General features: G+C 60.0%; 21 protein-coding genes. 7 read left to right on the top strand and 14 right to left on the bottom strand.

From position 1 onward, the window contains the following. Window positions 1-38 precede the first annotated feature (38 nt). Window positions 39-389 carry a hypothetical protein gene (locus tag NKJ84_RS04230; RefSeq protein ID WP_254820487.1) on the bottom strand — a complete coding sequence of 117 codons (351 nt, stop codon included), beginning with the start codon at window positions 387-389 and terminating at the stop codon, window positions 39-41. Window positions 390-944: 555 nt separating this feature from the next. On the opposite strand from NKJ84_RS04230, the gene NKJ84_RS04225 reads away from it, so the two are divergent. Together NKJ84_RS04225 and NKJ84_RS04220 are read left to right on the top strand one after the other, a co-directional pair. Then, window positions 945-1,190: a KTSC domain-containing protein gene (locus NKJ84_RS04225; protein ID WP_352505483.1), complete on the top strand. Its 246-nt coding sequence runs from the start codon at window positions 945-947 to the stop codon at window positions 1,188-1,190. Between the two features lie 111 nt (window positions 1,191-1,301). Then, window positions 1,302-2,141, top strand: coding sequence for an ATP-dependent DNA ligase (locus NKJ84_RS04220; RefSeq protein ID WP_502904010.1), 840 nt, complete (start codon window positions 1,302-1,304; stop codon window positions 2,139-2,141). A gap of 672 nt (window positions 2,142-2,813) precedes the next feature. On the opposite strand, the gene NKJ84_RS04215 is transcribed toward NKJ84_RS04220, so the two are convergent. Both NKJ84_RS04215 and NKJ84_RS04210 read right to left on the bottom strand, forming a co-directional pair. Next, window positions 2,814-3,038, bottom strand: coding sequence for a hypothetical protein (locus NKJ84_RS04215; RefSeq protein WP_352505482.1), 225 nt, complete (start codon window positions 3,036-3,038; stop codon window positions 2,814-2,816). A 118-nt stretch (window positions 3,039-3,156) separates the two neighbouring features. Further along, a complete protein-coding gene (locus NKJ84_RS04210; protein ID WP_352505481.1) occupies window positions 3,157-3,360 on the bottom strand; it encodes a hypothetical protein in 204 nt (67 codons plus the stop codon). An 844-nt stretch (window positions 3,361-4,204) separates the two neighbouring features. On the opposite strand from NKJ84_RS04210, the gene NKJ84_RS04205 reads away from it, so the two are divergent. Both NKJ84_RS04205 and NKJ84_RS04200 read left to right on the top strand, forming a co-directional pair. Further along, entirely contained in the window at window positions 4,205-4,663 is a 459-nt protein-coding gene (locus NKJ84_RS04205) for a hypothetical protein (protein WP_352505480.1), read from the top strand. Between the two features lie 1,476 nt (window positions 4,664-6,139). After that, window positions 6,140-6,475, top strand: a complete 336-nt coding sequence (locus tag NKJ84_RS04200; RefSeq protein WP_352505479.1) for a hypothetical protein — start codon at window positions 6,140-6,142, stop codon at window positions 6,473-6,475. Window positions 6,476-6,868: 393 nt separating this feature from the next. Here NKJ84_RS04200 and NKJ84_RS04195 read toward each other — a convergent pair whose 3' ends face one another. Further along, window positions 6,869-7,699, bottom strand: a complete 831-nt coding sequence (locus NKJ84_RS04195; RefSeq protein WP_352505478.1) for a hypothetical protein — start codon at window positions 7,697-7,699, stop codon at window positions 6,869-6,871. Further along, entirely contained in the window at window positions 7,699-7,950 is a 252-nt protein-coding gene (locus NKJ84_RS04190) for a hypothetical protein (protein WP_352505477.1), read from the bottom strand. The genes NKJ84_RS04195 and NKJ84_RS04190 overlap by 1 nt, the downstream gene beginning before the upstream one ends. Window positions 7,951-8,027: 77 nt before the next feature. Between NKJ84_RS04190 and NKJ84_RS04185 the strand changes: the two genes are divergently transcribed. After that, complete coding sequence (locus NKJ84_RS04185; RefSeq protein ID WP_352505476.1) at window positions 8,028-8,180, top strand: hypothetical protein; 153 nt, start codon at window positions 8,028-8,030, stop codon at window positions 8,178-8,180. A gap of 11 nt (window positions 8,181-8,191) precedes the next feature. Here the strand turns inward: NKJ84_RS04185 and NKJ84_RS04180 are convergent, their stop codons facing one another. From NKJ84_RS04180 to NKJ84_RS04140, 9 genes are all read right to left on the bottom strand, one after another. Next, window positions 8,192-8,854 (bottom strand): hypothetical protein, encoded by a 663-nt coding sequence (locus NKJ84_RS04180; protein WP_352505475.1) that lies wholly within the window; start codon window positions 8,852-8,854, stop codon window positions 8,192-8,194. A gap of 201 nt (window positions 8,855-9,055) precedes the next feature. Next, window positions 9,056-9,982, bottom strand: a complete 927-nt coding sequence (locus NKJ84_RS04175; RefSeq protein ID WP_352505474.1) for a phage tail protein — start codon at window positions 9,980-9,982, stop codon at window positions 9,056-9,058. Then, window positions 9,915-11,510, bottom strand: coding sequence for a phage tail protein (locus tag NKJ84_RS04170; RefSeq protein WP_352505472.1), 1,596 nt, complete (start codon window positions 11,508-11,510; stop codon window positions 9,915-9,917). The genes NKJ84_RS04175 and NKJ84_RS04170 overlap by 68 nt, the downstream gene beginning before the upstream one ends. After that, a complete protein-coding gene (locus NKJ84_RS04165) occupies window positions 11,507-12,109 on the bottom strand; it encodes a phage connector family protein (RefSeq protein WP_352505471.1) in 603 nt (200 codons plus the stop codon). The genes NKJ84_RS04170 and NKJ84_RS04165 overlap by 4 nt, the downstream gene beginning before the upstream one ends. A 286-nt stretch (window positions 12,110-12,395) precedes the next feature. Beyond that, entirely contained in the window at window positions 12,396-12,647 is a 252-nt protein-coding gene (locus NKJ84_RS04160) for a hypothetical protein (RefSeq protein WP_352505470.1), read from the bottom strand. A 205-nt stretch (window positions 12,648-12,852) separates the two neighbouring features. After that, entirely contained in the window at window positions 12,853-13,842 is a 990-nt protein-coding gene (locus NKJ84_RS04155) for a Coat protein (protein ID WP_352465334.1), read from the bottom strand. 23 nt (window positions 13,843-13,865) lie between these two features. After that, a complete protein-coding gene (locus NKJ84_RS04150) occupies window positions 13,866-14,471 on the bottom strand; it encodes a hypothetical protein (protein WP_352505469.1) in 606 nt (201 codons plus the stop codon). 72 nt (window positions 14,472-14,543) lie between these two features. Next, window positions 14,544-14,774, bottom strand: coding sequence for a hypothetical protein (locus tag NKJ84_RS04145; protein ID WP_352505468.1), 231 nt, complete (start codon window positions 14,772-14,774; stop codon window positions 14,544-14,546). A gap of 217 nt (window positions 14,775-14,991) precedes the next feature. Next, window positions 14,992-15,564, bottom strand: a complete 573-nt coding sequence (locus NKJ84_RS04140) for a hypothetical protein (protein ID WP_352505467.1) — start codon at window positions 15,562-15,564, stop codon at window positions 14,992-14,994. A 252-nt stretch (window positions 15,565-15,816) separates the two neighbouring features. Here NKJ84_RS04140 and NKJ84_RS04135 point away from each other — a divergent pair, with 252 nt between their 5' ends. Both NKJ84_RS04135 and NKJ84_RS04130 read left to right on the top strand, forming a co-directional pair. Then, window positions 15,817-16,131, top strand: a complete 315-nt coding sequence (locus NKJ84_RS04135; protein ID WP_352475510.1) for a YMGG-like glycine zipper-containing protein — start codon at window positions 15,817-15,819, stop codon at window positions 16,129-16,131. 153 nt (window positions 16,132-16,284) lie between these two features. Continuing rightward, window positions 16,285-16,508: hypothetical protein (locus NKJ84_RS04130; RefSeq protein ID WP_352505466.1), on the top strand; the 224-nt coding region annotated here is incomplete at its 3' end.

Below are 16,508 nucleotides of genomic sequence, written 5' to 3'. Positions count from 1 at the left end.
CGCAGCCGGCGATTTTCCGGACAGAGAGCGGCAACGGGCTACAGCAATCCGCCAATGAGCCTTCTTGTGCCGCCCATTGCCGCCAGCCCACAGGCCATGCCGGCGCAGTCGGCGACCCAGTCGAGGATATCCATATCGCGCGCGATCAGCTGCGCGCCTTGAAGCAGCTCGATCGCCGCGCCGGTGATGGCGAGGAGCAGGACCAGTCTCGTCTTGTGTTCCGGCCAGCCGAGGCTTCCAAGCGCCGCCAGCACCGCGAATGCCGCGGCGTGGTTGAGCTTGTCGTGGTGGAAGGTGAAGCCCAGGTCCAACTCCTGCAGGAAGCGCACCGGCGAAAGCGCGAGCAGGAGAACGCCGGTCAAGGTGAGCAGAAAAACGATCCTTGCCATGGTCGAAAAAGAGTCCGTGCGCAACAGGTCAATCCTTCATCTGAAATGGGAGGCGTTCCAGAAGGCACCACCGACTGGGACCGCTCTGCGGTTATCAGGCCATAAGCCAGCATCGTGACCACAATCAGACCGCGGTAAGCAGAAAATCAGCATGCGTTCCTCGAACTTCGGAAAAGATGTCCTCGGCGGGCTTGCGTGTCATGTTGCACTAGGTGATGTTGCCGGTGGGCAAGCATAACGGGGGGTACACTATGAAGCGACTAGGTTTTCTAGTCTCGATTTTGGCCGGCTTGGTAGGGTGCGCCACGCCCCCCGACAAGATTGCAGGAGTTCCGAATGCCGGCCCTTGCACGCAGGCTGACAGAGAGCGTTTGGCCGTCATATCAAATCAGCAAAACAAAGCTGTGAGCGGCGACGCCTTGGGCGTATTTCTCATTGGCGTACCCGTCTCTTCTCTTTCAGGCGGCGACCACGAAACCGAAATTGCAGTCCTCAAGGGACGCTGTGGCGCGCCGAAGACTTAGCAAGCGGCATCCAGGGAACGCGACTGCCTCCTTGACCATTGATAGCTTTTGGTCGAGCGCGGTGATGCCATCCACGTCGATACGCAAAACGGAATACGATCCGGAGAACAGAATCCTTTCGATTTGGTTCGTGGCCAGTGGCAAACGGTACGAGTTTGAGGGCGTACCGCCGGAGACCTATGCTGCCTTCAAAGCGGCCTTCGCCAAGGGCCGCTACTTTAACGATCACATTCGCAATCACTTCCGCTACCGGCTTGTCGCTACCGACGACGGGTGACACCCTTTGACGATCATCCCCCGTTCGAGGGATGCGTTACGAGATACCAAGACCTAGACCCTAGTCGTGATAAAGGGACCGACTGCCGGAGGTCTAGAGTTCATCCCTCCGATGATGCCTACTCTGGTAGCGAAGCCGCCCCAGGGCGTCGGATGGAGTCACGAGGTCAAGTTCGACGGCTACCGCTCCCAGATCATCATCGACGCCGGCCACGCGCGAATCTTCACCCGGCATGGCCTAGACTGGACATCGAAATACCGCGACCTGGCTGCGGCAGCCAAAGAGATGGACGTCCAGAGCGCCATCATCGACGGTGAAATCATCGTCCTCAATGACAAGGGCCTGTCGAACTTTGCCGAGTTGCGCAAGGCGATCACCCGGCGCCAGCACGATCTCTATTTCGTCGCCTTCGATCTGCTGCACCTCAACGGCCATGATTTACGCGACATGGCGCTAGAGGAGCGACGCGAAATCCTCGCCGGCGTGATAGAGGCCGGTGGCCGTATTCAATTCAGCGAGGCGCTGCCAGGCGAGGCAAACGCGATCTATCATTTGGTAGACAAGGCCGGCCTAGAGGGCATGGTGTCGAAGCGAATAGAGAGCAAGTATGTCAGCGGCCCCACCAACAACTGGCTGAAAACCAAGTGCTACACAACTGGCGAATACGAATTGCTCGGCGTTGAACGCGAGCGCGGCAAACCGGCTTTCGCCCTGATGGCCGAGCCCGGCACGCGCAAATATGTCGGCAGCGCTTTCGTCAGCGTCAATCGTGAAATGCGCGAGCGGCTGTGGAAGCGGGTCCAGGAACATGCCGGCCCACCGCCAAAGAACATGCCAAAGCGGCCGGCAACGCAATGGGTGAAGCCGGGGATCAAAGCCCGCGTCAAACATCTCAGGGGCGAGGAAGACCTTCGGCACGCTTCGCTGCAGGATTTCTGGGTCGATGAGTGATCCAAGCTTGCCGCGTCAATCTGGCAAGTTCGAGGAGCGGCGATTGGCCGGCCAATACCTTACCACTCCTGTCGAGCCGCGCGTCGACACGTGAGGCCTATCTAATTGCAAGCGGCCTGATATGATGTTCTTCGTAATCTTGAGAGGGGGGACTCATGAAGATTTCGGTAAACCTGCTTGTCAGCGGAATACTACTCAGCACCGTTCTAGTTTTCGGGCGACCAGCCTTTGCAGAGGACATCCAAATCTGTGGAGAGCTCGGGGCAAATGGCACCTTCTTGCAATGTCGTTGGACCACTGGGGCTGGCGTGTGCGTCTTCCCTTGGACAAGAATTGGGGATGGCGGAGGGAGTAGGGAGGAGGCTTGCCGACGAATGCAGAGCGGTGATCCGAAATACGCCAATTGCCAAAAAATAACAGGCTGCTAATCCGTAACGCCTAAACCTAGATATCTCGCAAGACTGGGCCGCCGAGTTGCGCAGACCCGGAATCTGCGAGTGGCGGCCTCCCGCGGCGCTGCTGCGAGACGCGGGGCGATCAGAGAGGAACTTGTATTCGGAGGACGCAGACTATGCTACTTATTTTGCCCGGGTAACTGCTACCGCTATTTGGGTGGCATGGAGAACAAACTAGTGTCGATAGGGGGATGACATGGAAGTACGTTATTCTATTTTAGCCGCTGCCGTTATATTTTCCTTTACCGCGCTCGCTGAAGATGCGGATCAAAAGAAAGATACACTTATGGCCCAGGAAGATCACTGGGGCTATTGCATGAGCCAGAGCTCCGGCCACGACGACTGTATCGTCGTAAATAGAACTCAGAACCTCTGTCCAGATGACTATGGCGATGGCGGCGTCTTGTACACAAGTCGACAGGCAGCTTGCCAAGCTGCTCATAGTTCTATGTCGTGCGGGGGCGGTGTTACTTGCTAGGAGAAGTAATGCATCTAGTCACCGCTCAAGCGGCGATCGCATTCAGTGGCGATAGTCGGGGTGAGAAGGCGTACATTCTTGCTCATTTTGCGTCGCGGGTCAGCCTCTCGACAGTATCGATGATTGCCTTTGCAAGGGCTTCGGCCTCATGGATAGGCAAGGGACCGTAAAGTCCCAATACGGCCTCCTCGCTCGGCAGCACGCCGGGCGGGCACTTCTCCTCGATGACCATGCGAATGAGGTTGAGGCAGTTCCGGGCGTCACAGGCCGGGTCGTTCATCGTCATGATTCTGGCGCAGGTCTGGCGATCGTCAAGATCGGTCCAAGCGCATCCTCGCGCGCAATGGCCATCTGCGCCTCGACCTTTGGCATTTCCCTTTGCTTGTTGTTGTCGTTTAGGGCCCGTCGGGCGAGCATTCGCGCTTTCAGATTGTCAATTTACCGTCACGTGCGCCCTTGTGGCCCTGACCTTTCCGCTAGCGCATCTAGCCGATTCCGACCTTAGCTCTGGGGCTGCGCCTAGGAGACTGCGCCCTACACTATCAATATTGACGCAGTTTCGCGGCTACCTGCGCCGCTTTTTAGAAGCCGCCGTTTCACTCCAAAAGGCCGCTCTCCAGCTCGGTTGCTTGGCCGACAAGCCGAAGAAGATAACCCCGACAAACGGATTAGTACTCATCAATGTCCCACCGCCAGCGCCAAAACGGCGACGATATACGAAACGGCAAGCATTGCGTAGGCGATTTGAAGCAGGGTCATGGGCGCGAATCCTTTTCGCTGAGTCAGATGACCACCTTCATATGCCTCCCGACACGAGAACAGATCATGAAAATATAGAATATCACTTCTATGCCCGCGATTCACAGCCGCGAGTTTCTTGTGAAAAGCAATTAGCGTATTCGCCCTGTCGCCTTGGCGGGGTAATCATCATTTCCTAAGAGAGACCTTGCCGTCGCCGCGGTGCTCCCATGAATCGGCTCCCTGATTTCGCTCGATTTGCCAAAGTGAACAAAAAGCGAACGATAGGGTCAAGGGCCTCTTGACCTGAGAGGAAAACATTCCTTATTCCTCTTTCATCTGAGCAGGGAGGAAATGGTGGCGAGGCGCCAGAAGCGCTAGCCGGCGAAGCTATGGCAAAAACAGCGGAGGACAATTTTAGGATCGAGGTTTGGGACCGCGATGAAAAACGGCTGGTCGAGACCATCGGGCGGTCGCCAGATTCGGTGGTCAGTCAAGCTGCCTGGCAGGCAGCTATACGCCGGCGGCCGGGAATGCTGCTCATTCATTACAACGGCCGACATGTAATGGAGAAAATCATAACGCCCGGCGAAACGAACGTTGAGCCCCAGACCATAGTCGACGGCAGCGTTCACGCCGGTCTCGATGCCTCTCTTGGCGATCTTCGCGAATGGCATACCCTGCGAGCGTGGTGCAAAAACTGTTCACATCATGCCCAGGTAAAGCCCGCGAGTCTCATTCGGCGGTACGGGAAGAACGCGCTGTTCAGCACCGTGGAACAGGCGCTCTTCTGCACCAGTTGCGATCGAGGTGGACCGGTCAGACTTGAGATTCATACGGCGCCAAGGTGATCTCGTTAGCTGTTGCCCCGATCAGACGCCTCCCCAATTGCGCCATTCACGCTACTTCGAACAATAAAAAATAAACGTTAACGGAAACGCTCCGCGTCTAGCATCGAACAAGCCAATATGGTGCAATACCAACGTAGCTCCCTGATCTTCTAGGTAGTCAAAGCGTATTGGAGGCCTTGGATCAACGCCGAAATTAGGCACATTGCCACGAGGGTATTCAAGTCGATATCCTAATATCTTCTCACCAATGTTGCAATTCATTCGTATCAAGCGAAGGCGCGGATTTTTACTATTGGAACTCTGTATTCCCTCGGACTGTCGCACTTCTCGCACTTCGAGTGCAATGACCCTATTGCTCAAGAATAGCGTTGCAAAGCAAACTAACGTAAACCCAAAGAGAATTTTTGCCGCTATGCAAATTTTCATCGACGATTTCCCCGTCACATATTGCAAAGGCCATTGTCAGAGACGAACGAAAAATGGACCCAACTCGACTGAACATTGCGTATATTAAGGTCGCCGTAACCCTGATCATCCGACGCGCAATTAAAGCGGTATGTTTCACCGCCAGCAACAACAGGGCGAGCTATGATAGCTCCTCCCGCATAATTATCCATGATCTCAAATTGATCGCTGTTCATGGATGTGTTTTGGTTATACAGTCCGACGTTTGACGGCAAAACAACCTCCCTTTCTTGATTATAGCTGCAGAAGCTCTATCAAATGTAATTTGCTGTATTTTGTCCAATATATGACCCCACGCAGCGACCGCCGATTTTGAGTGTATGCTTTTCAGTTCGCTGAAGGTCGAATGAATAGGGTCCGCGCGTTACGCGCCTCGTGCCAAGATTGGTGGTCTGATAGCAGCCATCTTTGAATTCGAAGAGAACGTCATTGCAGGCATTGCCACTGTCACATTGATCTGCCAGGGCGACCGCAGATGAAAACGTGGCAAAAATACCTGCACATACTATAACTTTTAACAGTCGCGGCATGATCTCCTCTCCATTCATCCAGATTCCACGAAAGTGTAAACTCGACGTTGCGGTTTGTCGACTAGAGAATTCCTATTCGTTTGAGCCGAACGGTTGTACGCCCTACCGCACCTAGTCAACCAATCCAGCCGTTCGCTGCGATTGACGCGGACGATTCAACTAGTCGTGCGCCGAAATTCGAGCTGAGACATCACCTGACATGCCAAATTACTTGTGCGCGCTGCTGTTCGCCAGTCTCTCATCACTTTGGTCTTGTGTTGCGGACCTGTCGGACGAACTCTTGTCTTTCGTCAGGCGTGAGGTCAGCGATCTAGGTCGGCTTGTCAATTATCAATAGGCTGCTAATATATCCCCGACCGAGGGATATCATCGCTGCCGTCCAACGCAGACACCAAGTGTCAGATAACTTGAATACGCCGAGGCTCATCCCTTGGAGTTAAAGGAATGTGGTGAGTATTCGGCACAGCCGGGAGGAACTCAAATGCCACAGACGACATCAGCTAAAATTCTCGAAATCATGCGTGCAAACGGGCTCGAAGGAGTCGGCGACGGGGTCTTGTTTCCTTGGGGTGCAAAGATTGTCGATATCGAAGGAAAGAAGGTGCTGAAAGCAATGTCGCCGAAGGAGTACGGGGAGGCTGTGTTTGCCGGCACCGGCATCCAGCTTTCAGACAATCAATTGTATGACGCGTATTGCGGCTATGACGGTGGAGCGAGGTGCATAAATAACGGCTGCACGACGCCAGCTAATTATTGTTCTCTCACGAGTACGCCTGACAATGGTTTCTTTTGTCTGTGCAAGAAAAGTGGCACTTGATCGTCAGACGCGGTTTGGCTCGTCCATCATCAGAACGCTTCTAACGACTTGCTTGCGGCAATGGCAGAGATTCAGATGCACAACCATTTCTATGTCTATAATGAATGCGAACGAGAAGTAAGGTCGACAGCCTACTTCCTGCCCGTTGGTAAAACTAGCGTCGACACTTCCACCGCTTTGGTCGTCCCTGGGCACAAAGCATTTCTCTGTGTCACTGACGAGAATTCCATCTCAATTGAGACAGTGTCAGTTGACAGAGTTTTGAGGTGGCAAGCGGTCGATGTGTTTATGAGACCCATAGATAGGCAAGAGTATACTCACGTTATCGCCTGCAATTGCGTAGGCGATGGTTGTCCGGATGCTTGGCCCCTCGATACAAGTCGACAAGAACCATCACCGTAGGGAGTGTTTGTTCGCGAGTCCGGCATGAGCATCGACCGCCCGCGCCGCCACCGCCGCGTCGGCTCGCCGGACGAACTCTTGCCTTTCGTCAGGCGTGAGATCGGCGAGGCGGGCGTCCGCCGCCTCCCCACCCGGCATCTCGGCAGCGCGCCTCGGATCTTGCGCGATCATCGCCTGGATAAGCGCCTTTGCCGTGTTGATGCGCCAGGCGGCCTCGGCGGCCTGGCGGGCAAGCGGGTTGCCCATCTTGCCGATCAGGTCGAGCCCGCTCTGCCGGATCGCCTTGAAGGCTTCGCTGTCGTCCGGGTCGCCCTGCGCGATGGCGCTTGTGTAGCCGTCCTCGACCTTGCTCCACTCGGCCTGCTCGTAGTTCTGGCGCCTCGCGTGCTGCTGCGCGGCCATGCGCGCCGAGCCGGCCAGCCGCAACGCCTGCTTTTGCGCCAGGAAATTGGCACGTTCGCCCTCCGGCACTTTCGCCACGGTCTCGTCGAACATCTGGTCGAACAGGCCGGGCTTGACGACGCCGTCGCTGCGCGGGTCGAGCTGGCCATACATGAAGTCGTGCAGGCCGCTGCCGTCGGCCGGCGCGGTCTGCACCGCCACGGCCTCGGCGTGGGCTATGCGTGCGTTCAGCTCGCGGCCGATAATGTCGGCGTCGAACGCGTCCTGCTGCTGCTTCTGCTGCCGGAAGCGTTCGGCAATCGCCGAGAGCTCGTCGCCAAGGCCTTGCATGGCGGCGCCCACCGGCGAGCCGTTGGGATATGAGGCCACGTTGCCGGTATCGAGCCGGCGCTGGGCAAGCTGGAGCGGGATGGTGGCCATCAGTAGAGGCCTCCGCCCGGCGCCGGCGGGAAGGCGCTTCTGCCGAACGTCACCGCCTTGGCCGGGTCGTAGAGGCCGGAGATGCCCGATACGAGACTGCCGCCGGCCTTGAAGATCGAGGCGCCCACCGCCTGCCTGCCGGAAAAGCGCGAAATCGCCGCCTGCGTGGCGAGACCGTTCTGGCGCAGCTGCGAGCCGTACTGGATCGCCTTGAGGTCGAGCTGGCCCTGCCTGGCATTGGCGGCCAGCACCTCGGTCGGCGAACCAGAAATGGCGACGCCCGAAGCGCCGGCCTGGGCACGCGCCTGCGCCTGCAGGAGATCGGCTTGTGGCGCTCCTGGCCCTGCTCGAAGGCCGAGCTTTGGGCGTCGGCCCGCGCCTGCTGTTCATAGGCTTTGGCCTGGTACTCGGCCATTTGCTTCGACTGCTGGCCTTCCGCCAGCGCGCCGCCGACGGAAAGCGCCGTGCCGATAAGAGCTAGTGTGCACATGGTCAGCCTCGGCTTCGGCCCCGGACAGAAAATCTCCTTGTCGCGCCTCCGACCGGCGCCCCAACCGCCGGGCGAGGGTCGAGGGCGCCGCCCGGGCTGAAGAGGGACAATAGCTGCTTGTCGGCCTGGAGCGCTGACGCGCCGAGACCAGCGGGAGCTGCGGCGCGCGGTCCTGTCGTGGCAGCACGGCGGATGATTGTCATGTTGACCTTGAGATCGGCTTTGCCGGCGGCGTCGAACCGACTGTTGGCGCTGGCAATGTCGCGTTTCAATGCATCCGCCTCGAACAACTGCCGCCGCAGTTGCTCAATCAGCCAGTGGACCATTTGCCAACGCTCGCCGAGAGCCTCGGCCTTTATCCTGACCTCGTCACCGGGCGCCCGCGTATCGGCGCCGGCTTTGTTCTGGGGGGCGCCGACGCGGCGCTTGTCGGCCGCCTCGATGGTTTTCTCGATCAGCGCAATTTCAACGTTGCAGTCGTCTAATGCGGCACGCACCGCCGCCAGGTCGCCCTCGCCGAAGACCGCGCGATCCTCGGCCTGTTGCAGCTCCTGCTTGCGGGCGATCGCATCGTTGAGGGCAGTGTCGAGCAAGGCGATGATGGCTACCAAATCGGCAGCCGTCCGCGCCTTGCCGAGTTGCTCGGCATGGGGGATCTGAGTCACGGGTGGGTTCCTTGGTTGGGGAAGCGATGGAGGACGGAGCAGGTGATCTCCCCCCTCGAGGGGGAGATGGCCGGTAGGCCAGAGGGGGTCGTCTCGCGTGGGAGCGCCAACCCCTTCAATTCGCGATGGGAGGCCGCGTCAGGACGTGCCGACCCCCTCTGTCGCCTTCGGCGACATCTCCCCCTCGAGGGGGGAGATTAACTAAGGCTCGGCCTCGAACACCGGCGTCATGGCCCTGATCGTGCAGGGCGTCGGGTTGGCATGGCGAATGCGCACCCGCCCCTGCCCTTCCCAGCTATCGTCGATTGGCACCTCGACATTGCCGGTGAACAATTTCGCCATGCCGTCGGGAGCAACCACGGACGGGATGCGAACCTGCTCCCAGCCGCCGCGGATGAACGACTGGACCTGAAGCCCGGTTGTGTCGGTTTCCAGCAGCGAAAGAATGAGCTTGGCCACCTTCTTGCGCCGGCCGACGATCGATCCGTCGCGGCCGCCGACGTCGAGCTCCAGCGTGTTGGCTTCGGACTGGTAGCCGAGCCCGACCTGCCATTTGGCTGCCGTAGCCCCACAGGGCAGCGAAACCGCGCCAGCCGCCACCGCAAGGCCCTTGTAGACCTTGCCATCGGCCAGGACGTCGACTGTTTCGCCGTTGAGATGACCAAGCCCTGAGACCGTGCCGACAGCGACGCCGTCATAGGTCAGGCCGCAGTCGACTTCGAATGCATCGCCGATCCTGCCATACTCGAACGGCGCGGTTTTTATTTCGATATAGCGCCTGGTCACGCCGCCGATCGTGCGCTTGACGATCAGCCAGAGATCGTCGTTGCCGTCCTGGCCGGGCGTCACCACGGCGCTTTCGACAACGGCCCAGTTCGATCCTGCGAAGCTTCCGGCGATCTTGTGGACATGCATGCCGCGAACGTCTTGCGACGGCTGGTGCGTGTAGCCGCCGAGTTCGCCATTTCCGAGCGGGAACCACAGCAGTGGGTCGGGGTCGGTCTGGAAGGCGAGTTCAACGACGCCTTTCTTCGGAATGTGCTCGGAAATCTGCCCGACATCATCCGAGGTGAAGCGGCCGGTGGCGTTTTGCGTCAGCTCGGCAATCGATTTGCGGGAGCGGGTCACATAGAGGAACGACTGCCCGGCATCGACGGGACGCAGCGGGGCACAACCGAAAGTCCGGGACCGGCGGTTCTTGAACGAGGACGGCGTCAGCGCCTCGTCGATGCCGGAGCGACAGCGCCCTCACCCCGCCAAGCGTTCCGATGATCAGCGCACCGTCCGATTCCGCCACCCACGTAATGTCATTGGCCTGGCCGCCACCTGCCTGCACGAATTCCAGCGCGTCGGTGTCTTTCTCACCGGTGGCGAAGTTATCGAAATCGCCGGTTTGCGAGGCATAGACCGAGAATTTTCGGCTGAACGCCAGGCGCTCCTCGTAAAGCGAACCGCTCTGGACGTACTTGCCGGGCACGAACGTGCCGAGACGCCAGCGGATGATCGGGCTGAGATCGGGCAGAGCGTGCCCGTATAACTGGACCGTGACTACCGTCGTGCTGGGCCGGCCAACGACCTTGGCCCAGCGCCAGAAGCCATCCGCGCCAAGCAGACGAATGGCGCGACCGATATCGCTGGTCTGGAAGCCGATGCCGTCATTGATGCCGACGATCGAGGATGCCGAAAGATCGAACGGCGTTTGCGACGGCGCGTATTCGTGCAGGGCCAGTTCGGCGATAGCGGTTCCGTCGCTGCCGCCACCTGAAAACAGCAGCTGATAATATTCGTAGGCAACCGTGTTGTTGAAGCCGTCGAAGAAGCGGGTTTCCGACTTGGACCAGCCGGTCTCTCCGTCCCGGCTGTCGAGCGTCGTCCAGTCGGTGCCGTTGTGCGAGGCCTGGAATTGCCACTGGGTCGGCGATGCAGTGTCTGAGTGATCATTCGTGGCGGTAATCCAGTAGGCGTCGACCGTCTTGGTCCCGCCGCCGCCGAACTGGTAGCGCAGATACCCGCTCGGAAAGCCCGCTATATTCTCTCCCTTCTGCTTGTCGCCATCGAACACCTGCCACACGTCGGATGAGCCGTTGCTGTTGCTGACCGTGCCGCTTGGCAGCGTATTCGAGGCCATGACCGGCATGGCGTTGCCGGTTGCGGCCGGTGTCAACGTCGTGGCGGTGGTGTTGATCTTGTCGTATGGGCCGTCGAGAAAGACGAAATCGGCGAGCGTCCAGGTCGTGTGCGCGGTGCGCGTCAGCACTTTGACCGGATGATCCTTGTGGGTGATCCACATCTGGTCTGCCGACTGGACGAATTGCAGGTCGAACAGATCGGCCTCGAGATAAGGCGAAACGACTTCGACCGTGCCGACACGCGCACCATAGGCATAGACGCGGATGTAGAGATCGCCGAATTCGAGCGCATAGGCCTGGTCGGCCGAGAAGATGAACGGGATCAGCCGTGTCGCCTTTGATGGAGCCTTCACCTCAGCGCAAAAATAGGTGCCGCCGCGCTTCCTGATGCCGCCATGCGGCAGCGTGACGAAGTTGGTGCATTTCGACAGCGCCGCCCGGTAAAGCTCGAGCGAGGCGCGAGCATGCAAGCGGGGAGAAATCTCGCCGCGGATGAAAGCGTCCTGGACCGGATAGAGCGTGGTCATCGGCCGACGAACCTGTTGTCGCCGCGCTGGAGAGCCCAGGAGGTTCTGGATAATCTGCCGCCGCGCTGGATGGCATTGGCCGAGTAGGCGGCGTCCAGCGCCCTGTCATAGGCGCTGCGGGCGACGTCGATCATGCCGGCCTTGTGGGTCAAGGGATGCGCGATCTTGACGGCGAGCGCCGCCACCATCACTTCGCTGAACAGCGCGTCCCAGTCGTTGGGGTCGGTCAGGTTGGCGACATAGCGGATGATGCGCGGGCCGGCCTGATCGGAATAGATCAGCCCGGCCTCCTGCCGCCATGAGAGCGGAACGCCGCCCGGCTCGCCATTCCCCGTCAGCGGCAAGGGCCGCAGGCAATCGGCGGGAAGCTCATAGGCGAAGTTCAGCGTGCCAGCACCGCTGCCGGTGTCGAAGCCGGCGACCGAGGTTGCCAGGATGGCGAAGACAAAGGCATGTTTGGTCAATTCGGCCTCGCGGGTCTGGTCGAAATGCAGATTGAGCAGGCGCGCCGCCTTGGCGTCCTGGTCGAGGCTGTCGATCGGCGCCTCGTCGAGCACGGCGAGCGCCATGTTGGCGATGTCGAGCGGGGTGATGGCCATGGCTCAGGCCTCCGGCTGTGTGGTTGGTCGGGGAAAACGGGGCATGGTGCCTCCACGGCAAAAAGCCGCTTCAAGGCGGCTGGGGATTTCTTGTGATTGTGGCTTGGCCAGATGTTGCACGTCTCGTGCATGAGGCCGTCACGCCACCAACCGCCCATCAGGAAATGGCGTGGCAGACGCTTCGTCAGTCGTCTTTTCCCATTCGAGCAAGGAAGACGGCAATGCTTGGGCTATTGCAGTTTCACGACACCGCCGCGCAACGCGGCGATCTCTTGCCTTGATTGTGTCAGCCGACGCGTGCGCTGGTCGCGATCCACTGCCCTGTTTCGGCTGACTTGACAAAGGCGCCTGATTTCACCCTTCCGGCACCTCCTGCCATAGCCAAGCCCTTGTCCAGGGCATCCTGAAGACTCGGCGTGTAGTAGGCGGTGTTTTCCAGACCGCTGAAGAAGTTTATGCGATGAACTTCCCCCTTCTTGCTCATGACAATCCCCGCTTTTCGGAGCACTTCCTGAACTGTTTTGTACTTCATGTTCATAGTTACCTCCCTTGCCGAGACAGTCAGCATCGCCCTTTCTTGTAACTGTTTGGTGCCGTCGATTGGCCAAAGGGCAACATGAATGTTGTAGCGAACCCCAAAATTCCCATCACTCCGGCGCAGCGCAGCGGGTGAACTTGGGATTCGCCACGGTGGCCTGGCGTCCCGAAGGAGCGGGACGTCTGACGCCCGCCCCTTCGCCCGATCACGCCTCGGTAGTCTTCAGCGCGATGAATGTCATGTGCTTGACGCTCGACGCCGTGCGGTCCCAGTTGGCCGCCAGTGCCAGCTCGGCATCGGTGGCGAATTCGCCGGCCGAGGACGCGTCGAGAAAGCGGGTGCCCGGCACATGCGGCACGAAATGCCGGCGGCCGACCATTTCGGTGACGCCACCGCCATGGCCCTGCCGCGGCTTGCGGTCGAACTCGAGCGGCCCGCCTTCGGTGTTGACCGGCAGCTCGTTCCACAGAATCGCCTTGTCCTTGAACATGAACGCGGTGTAGACGCCGCCGGCAACCGGAATGTCGTCATCGACGACGGCCCTCAGCCCCATGTAATAGGGGATCAGCGGCCCGCCCTGCTCGGACGACGGCACATAGTCGATGAGATCGGCGAGTTTCAGTGCCTTCATCTGTTTCGAATGCATCCAGATCGTCTTGAACTTGTCGGCGCGGTCGCCCATCAGATAGGCGGCCTCGATGATGTCGGTGTCGACGATAGAGGCGCCGGTGACGCGCACCAGGTCGCCGCCGTCATTGGCGATGTTGTCGGCCAGCACGCCTTTCAGGATGCCGAGCAGCGTCAGCTTGTTGGCGCGCTGCCAGTAGTCGGTCTGGCGACGCACGATAAGCTTCTGCGGATCGTCGCCGGCAAGGATCGAGGTCAGGTCCGGGATGCCCCAGGCCTGCGCACGCACATTGCGGGCCGCGACTTCGCGGCGCGCGCCGATCTTCTTCATCTCGATCGAGTCGGCCGGGTCGTCATTGACCGGCTCGGAGGGATCGTTGCCGAGGTCCTTCCAGCCGGGCATGTCGACGGAGCGCCCGCCGAGGCTGAGCTTCGAGGCGATCGACGGGTCGGAAAACAGGATCCCGGCCTGGTAAATCTCCAGCGACTGGACGTGCTCCTCGAACGAGTATTGTGCATAGACCGACGGAACGATCGCGTCCGCGATACGGGTATAGGCGTCTGCCATTTTTGTCTTCCTTCAGGTTTGGGTTAAAGAGGATTGTTGGGCATCCACAGGTCGGGATTTTCGCCGGCCTCGTGGGCCAGCCGCCGGGCGCGGGCGGGATCGCTTTTGACCAGGGCCGAGATGCCAGTCAGGTTGCGCTCGCCGGCGGCATTGCGCTTGAAGGGATTGCCTCCGCTCAAGGCAGCATTGCCGTCGATCGTGTCTTCGCGGAACATCGCCTCGCCGACAGCGTGGAACGCCTTGGCGATTTGCGGGTCGGTCAAGGCGCCGTCCGGCAGAAGGATGCCCTTCGCCTTGTAGGCATTGACCAGGCCGAGCTTCTTCATCGCCCGGTTGGCGACCTCGAGCTTCTGGCGAAAGCCATCGCTCCCGGTCGGTCCCCAATCCCGCACGAGGTCGTCGTGCGTAGTCTCGACCGAGCGGGCAACGGCGATTTGCTGTGCCTTGGCCTGCTCGGCCATGTAGCCGACGAAGCGGTCGTGATAGGCCTGTGCAACCTTCGGGGTAGCACCTGCCTCGACCGCCCAGGCCTTGGACGCATTGGCGAGCTCGTCCGAATAGGCGAAGTTTTCGGGGAGCCCGTCGGGGCGCCGGTACTCGACCTTGTCGGGCGAGGTCAGCGGACGCATCGCCTCGGGCAGCCGGGCATGGAACCTGTCCCAGTCTTCCGCAGCTGCATCGGCTGCCGGAACGCGCAGGCTCTAATCCTGCTGCCGCTCCAGCTCCGCATAGGAGGCGAAAACTCGATCGAGGCTTTCAGGCTTGGTCCAGCCCTTGGTTTCAGCGAGCTTGCGGTTGCCTTCGGAAAGACCGTCAAACCAGCTTGCGGCCTTAGGCGGGGCGGACCCGTTGTCCCCGTTGGCCGGTGGCCGTGCAAGGTTGCCCGCCGGTGGCACCGCCACCACGGACCCGGCGTCTGCCAGATCTGTCATGAGAAGATTCCTTTGTTGAGAGTTTGAAGGCCGGTGATGAGAGCACTGGCGGTGAAACTTGGTATCTCCCCCCTCGAGGGGGAGATGGCCGGCAGGCCAGAGGGTGTAGCCGCGCGTGGAGCGCCGACCTCATCTGTCGCCGGGGGTCGCGCCCGGTCGAACCGACCCCCTCTGTCGCCTTCGGCGACATCTCCCCCTCAAGGGGGGAGATTAGCGCCTACGCATTGTCGCCCCAGTTCTCCCAGAGCAGCGTGATCGTGCCGGTAACGGCAATCGTGCCGTCGGCGTCGATATCCGTGCCGGTGGCAAACGCCAGATTGAGACAGAGGTCGACCGGCGTCACGGTGCCGTCGAGCGTCAAGGCTGCGGCAACATCGGCAATCGACGCGCTCGACGGCGCGGCACCGGCGCCATCCAGCGTGCGGCCGGTCGCGCCCAGCACATTGACCATGGTTCCGGCAAGCACAGCGCTCGATGCTGCCGTCGAGCCGAGCGACCAGGTCAGCGCGGCATTGTCGTTGATGGTCGACGCGCGGGTAGTCAGCACCGCAAACTGCAGCCGGGCCGTACCGCCCTTGATACGGATCTTGCCATCGATGAAATCGAACAGCTTCTGGCTGGCATAGGCCAGTGCATCGGTGACCGGCACCGGCATGGCATTGAAGGAGAAGACGGTGCGGTAGGCGCCGCCCTGTCCGGTCGTCCTGGCGGTAAGCCCCGCCTTGGACGGGGCAAGGCCGGCTTCTCTGGCGGCGGCACGCGAAAGCGTCCGGGCAAGACCTCGTGTCATTCGATTTCTCCATTTTTGAGGATTTGAGGAAGAGTTGGCCGCTGCGTAGAAAAAGCAGATCGGGCACATGGGGCCGTCGAAGATTAGTCTCGTTTGGGCATCGTCTTGCCGAGCCGTCGTCTCCGGCCGTCAGACAAAAACAACCATGTCTTATTTCGTGAGGCACGGTGCCTATGTTCCGCCGCAAATGCGACCGTACTTGGCAAAATCAGCCTGCGTATTAGTTCATAGACTTCAAGGGAGTATCAGACGATGACCATGTCCAGAGCCATTGCCGCCATGTTCGTAACCGCCGCGCTGGCAGGCTGCGCGCAGACCGAAGCACAGCAGAGAACCAGCACCGGTGCGCTGCTTGGCGCCGGCGCCGGTGCGCTTGCCGGCCAGGCCATAGGCGGCAACACCAAAAGCACGGTTATCGGCGCAGCCAGCGGCGCCCTGCTCGGTGCGGTCGTCGGCAACGCCACCACCCCGCAACCGCGCGGCGAACAGCTCTGCCGCTATCAGGATCGCTACGGCCGCATCTACACCGCCCCCTGCGATGACCGGTATTATAACGGCAATTATTGAGCGTAGCGCTGGCGACGGCCGATCAGCCCCCGCTCCCCGTTCTACGGGGAGCGGGGAAACAGCTTCAGCCTCGGCGCATCCTTTCCCCCGATGATTTGGTCCTTCCGCTGATTAAACGTCGGCGCTATCGTCTGCTCTCCAAAGGGGGCGACGATGCGATTTTTGATTACCTCACTGCTGGTTGTTTGTTCGGTTTCCGCACACGCCAGACAGGCTGTCAGTGTTGGGCGGATTGACGAATGCCTGGTCTTGCCGGTGGCCGCCGTCGACAATCGGACACCTCGAAAAACCTGGCAATCGAGACCGCATTTTGATTCACTTCGCCTGGTGATTTGCACGGAGGCGTTGGATGCGAGGCCAGGCTGGATTCTGGGACA

The sequence above is a fragment of the Mesorhizobium sp. M0048 genome (assembly GCF_040323405.1).
Taxonomy (GTDB): domain Bacteria; phylum Pseudomonadota; class Alphaproteobacteria; order Rhizobiales; family Rhizobiaceae; genus Mesorhizobium.
Note: the sequence above shows the minus strand (reverse complement) of the source record. Positions and strands in the feature narration are given on the sequence as shown.

Coding starts and splice junctions, on each gene's coding strand:
- NKJ84_RS04215 (WP_352505482.1), bottom strand. CDS start 3,038: ATGAGCAGCTTGGCAAGCTGCCTGTCGACTTGTGTACAAGACGCCGCC.
- NKJ84_RS04230 (WP_254820487.1), bottom strand. CDS start 389: ATGGCAAGGATCGTTTTTCTGCTCACCTTGACCGGCGTTCTCCTGCTC.
- NKJ84_RS04170 (WP_352505472.1), bottom strand. CDS start 11,510: ATGACCACGCTCTATCCGGTCCAGGACGCTTTCATCCGCGGCGAGATT.
- NKJ84_RS04220 (WP_502904010.1), top strand. CDS start 1,302: ATGATGCCTACTCTGGTAGCGAAGCCGCCCCAGGGCGTCGGATGGAGT.
- NKJ84_RS04145 (WP_352505468.1), bottom strand. CDS start 14,774: ATGACAGATCTGGCAGACGCCGGGTCCGTGGTGGCGGTGCCACCGGCG.
- NKJ84_RS04160 (WP_352505470.1), bottom strand. CDS start 12,647: ATGAACATGAAGTACAAAACAGTTCAGGAAGTGCTCCGAAAAGCGGGG.
- NKJ84_RS04205 (WP_352505480.1), top strand. CDS start 4,205: ATGGCAAAAACAGCGGAGGACAATTTTAGGATCGAGGTTTGGGACCGC.
- NKJ84_RS04135 (WP_352475510.1), top strand. CDS start 15,817: ATGACCATGTCCAGAGCCATTGCCGCCATGTTCGTAACCGCCGCGCTG.
- NKJ84_RS04200 (WP_352505479.1), top strand. CDS start 6,140: ATGCCACAGACGACATCAGCTAAAATTCTCGAAATCATGCGTGCAAAC.
- NKJ84_RS04195 (WP_352505478.1), bottom strand. CDS start 7,699: ATGGCCACCATCCCGCTCCAGCTTGCCCAGCGCCGGCTCGATACCGGC.
- NKJ84_RS04155 (WP_352465334.1), bottom strand. CDS start 13,842: ATGGCAGACGCCTATACCCGTATCGCGGACGCGATCGTTCCGTCGGTC.
- NKJ84_RS04210 (WP_352505481.1), bottom strand. CDS start 3,360: ATGACGATGAACGACCCGGCCTGTGACGCCCGGAACTGCCTCAACCTC.
- NKJ84_RS04150 (WP_352505469.1), bottom strand. CDS start 14,471: ATGCGTCCGCTGACCTCGCCCGACAAGGTCGAGTACCGGCGCCCCGAC.
- NKJ84_RS04165 (WP_352505471.1), bottom strand. CDS start 12,109: ATGGCCATCACCCCGCTCGACATCGCCAACATGGCGCTCGCCGTGCTC.
- NKJ84_RS04140 (WP_352505467.1), bottom strand. CDS start 15,564: ATGACACGAGGTCTTGCCCGGACGCTTTCGCGTGCCGCCGCCAGAGAA.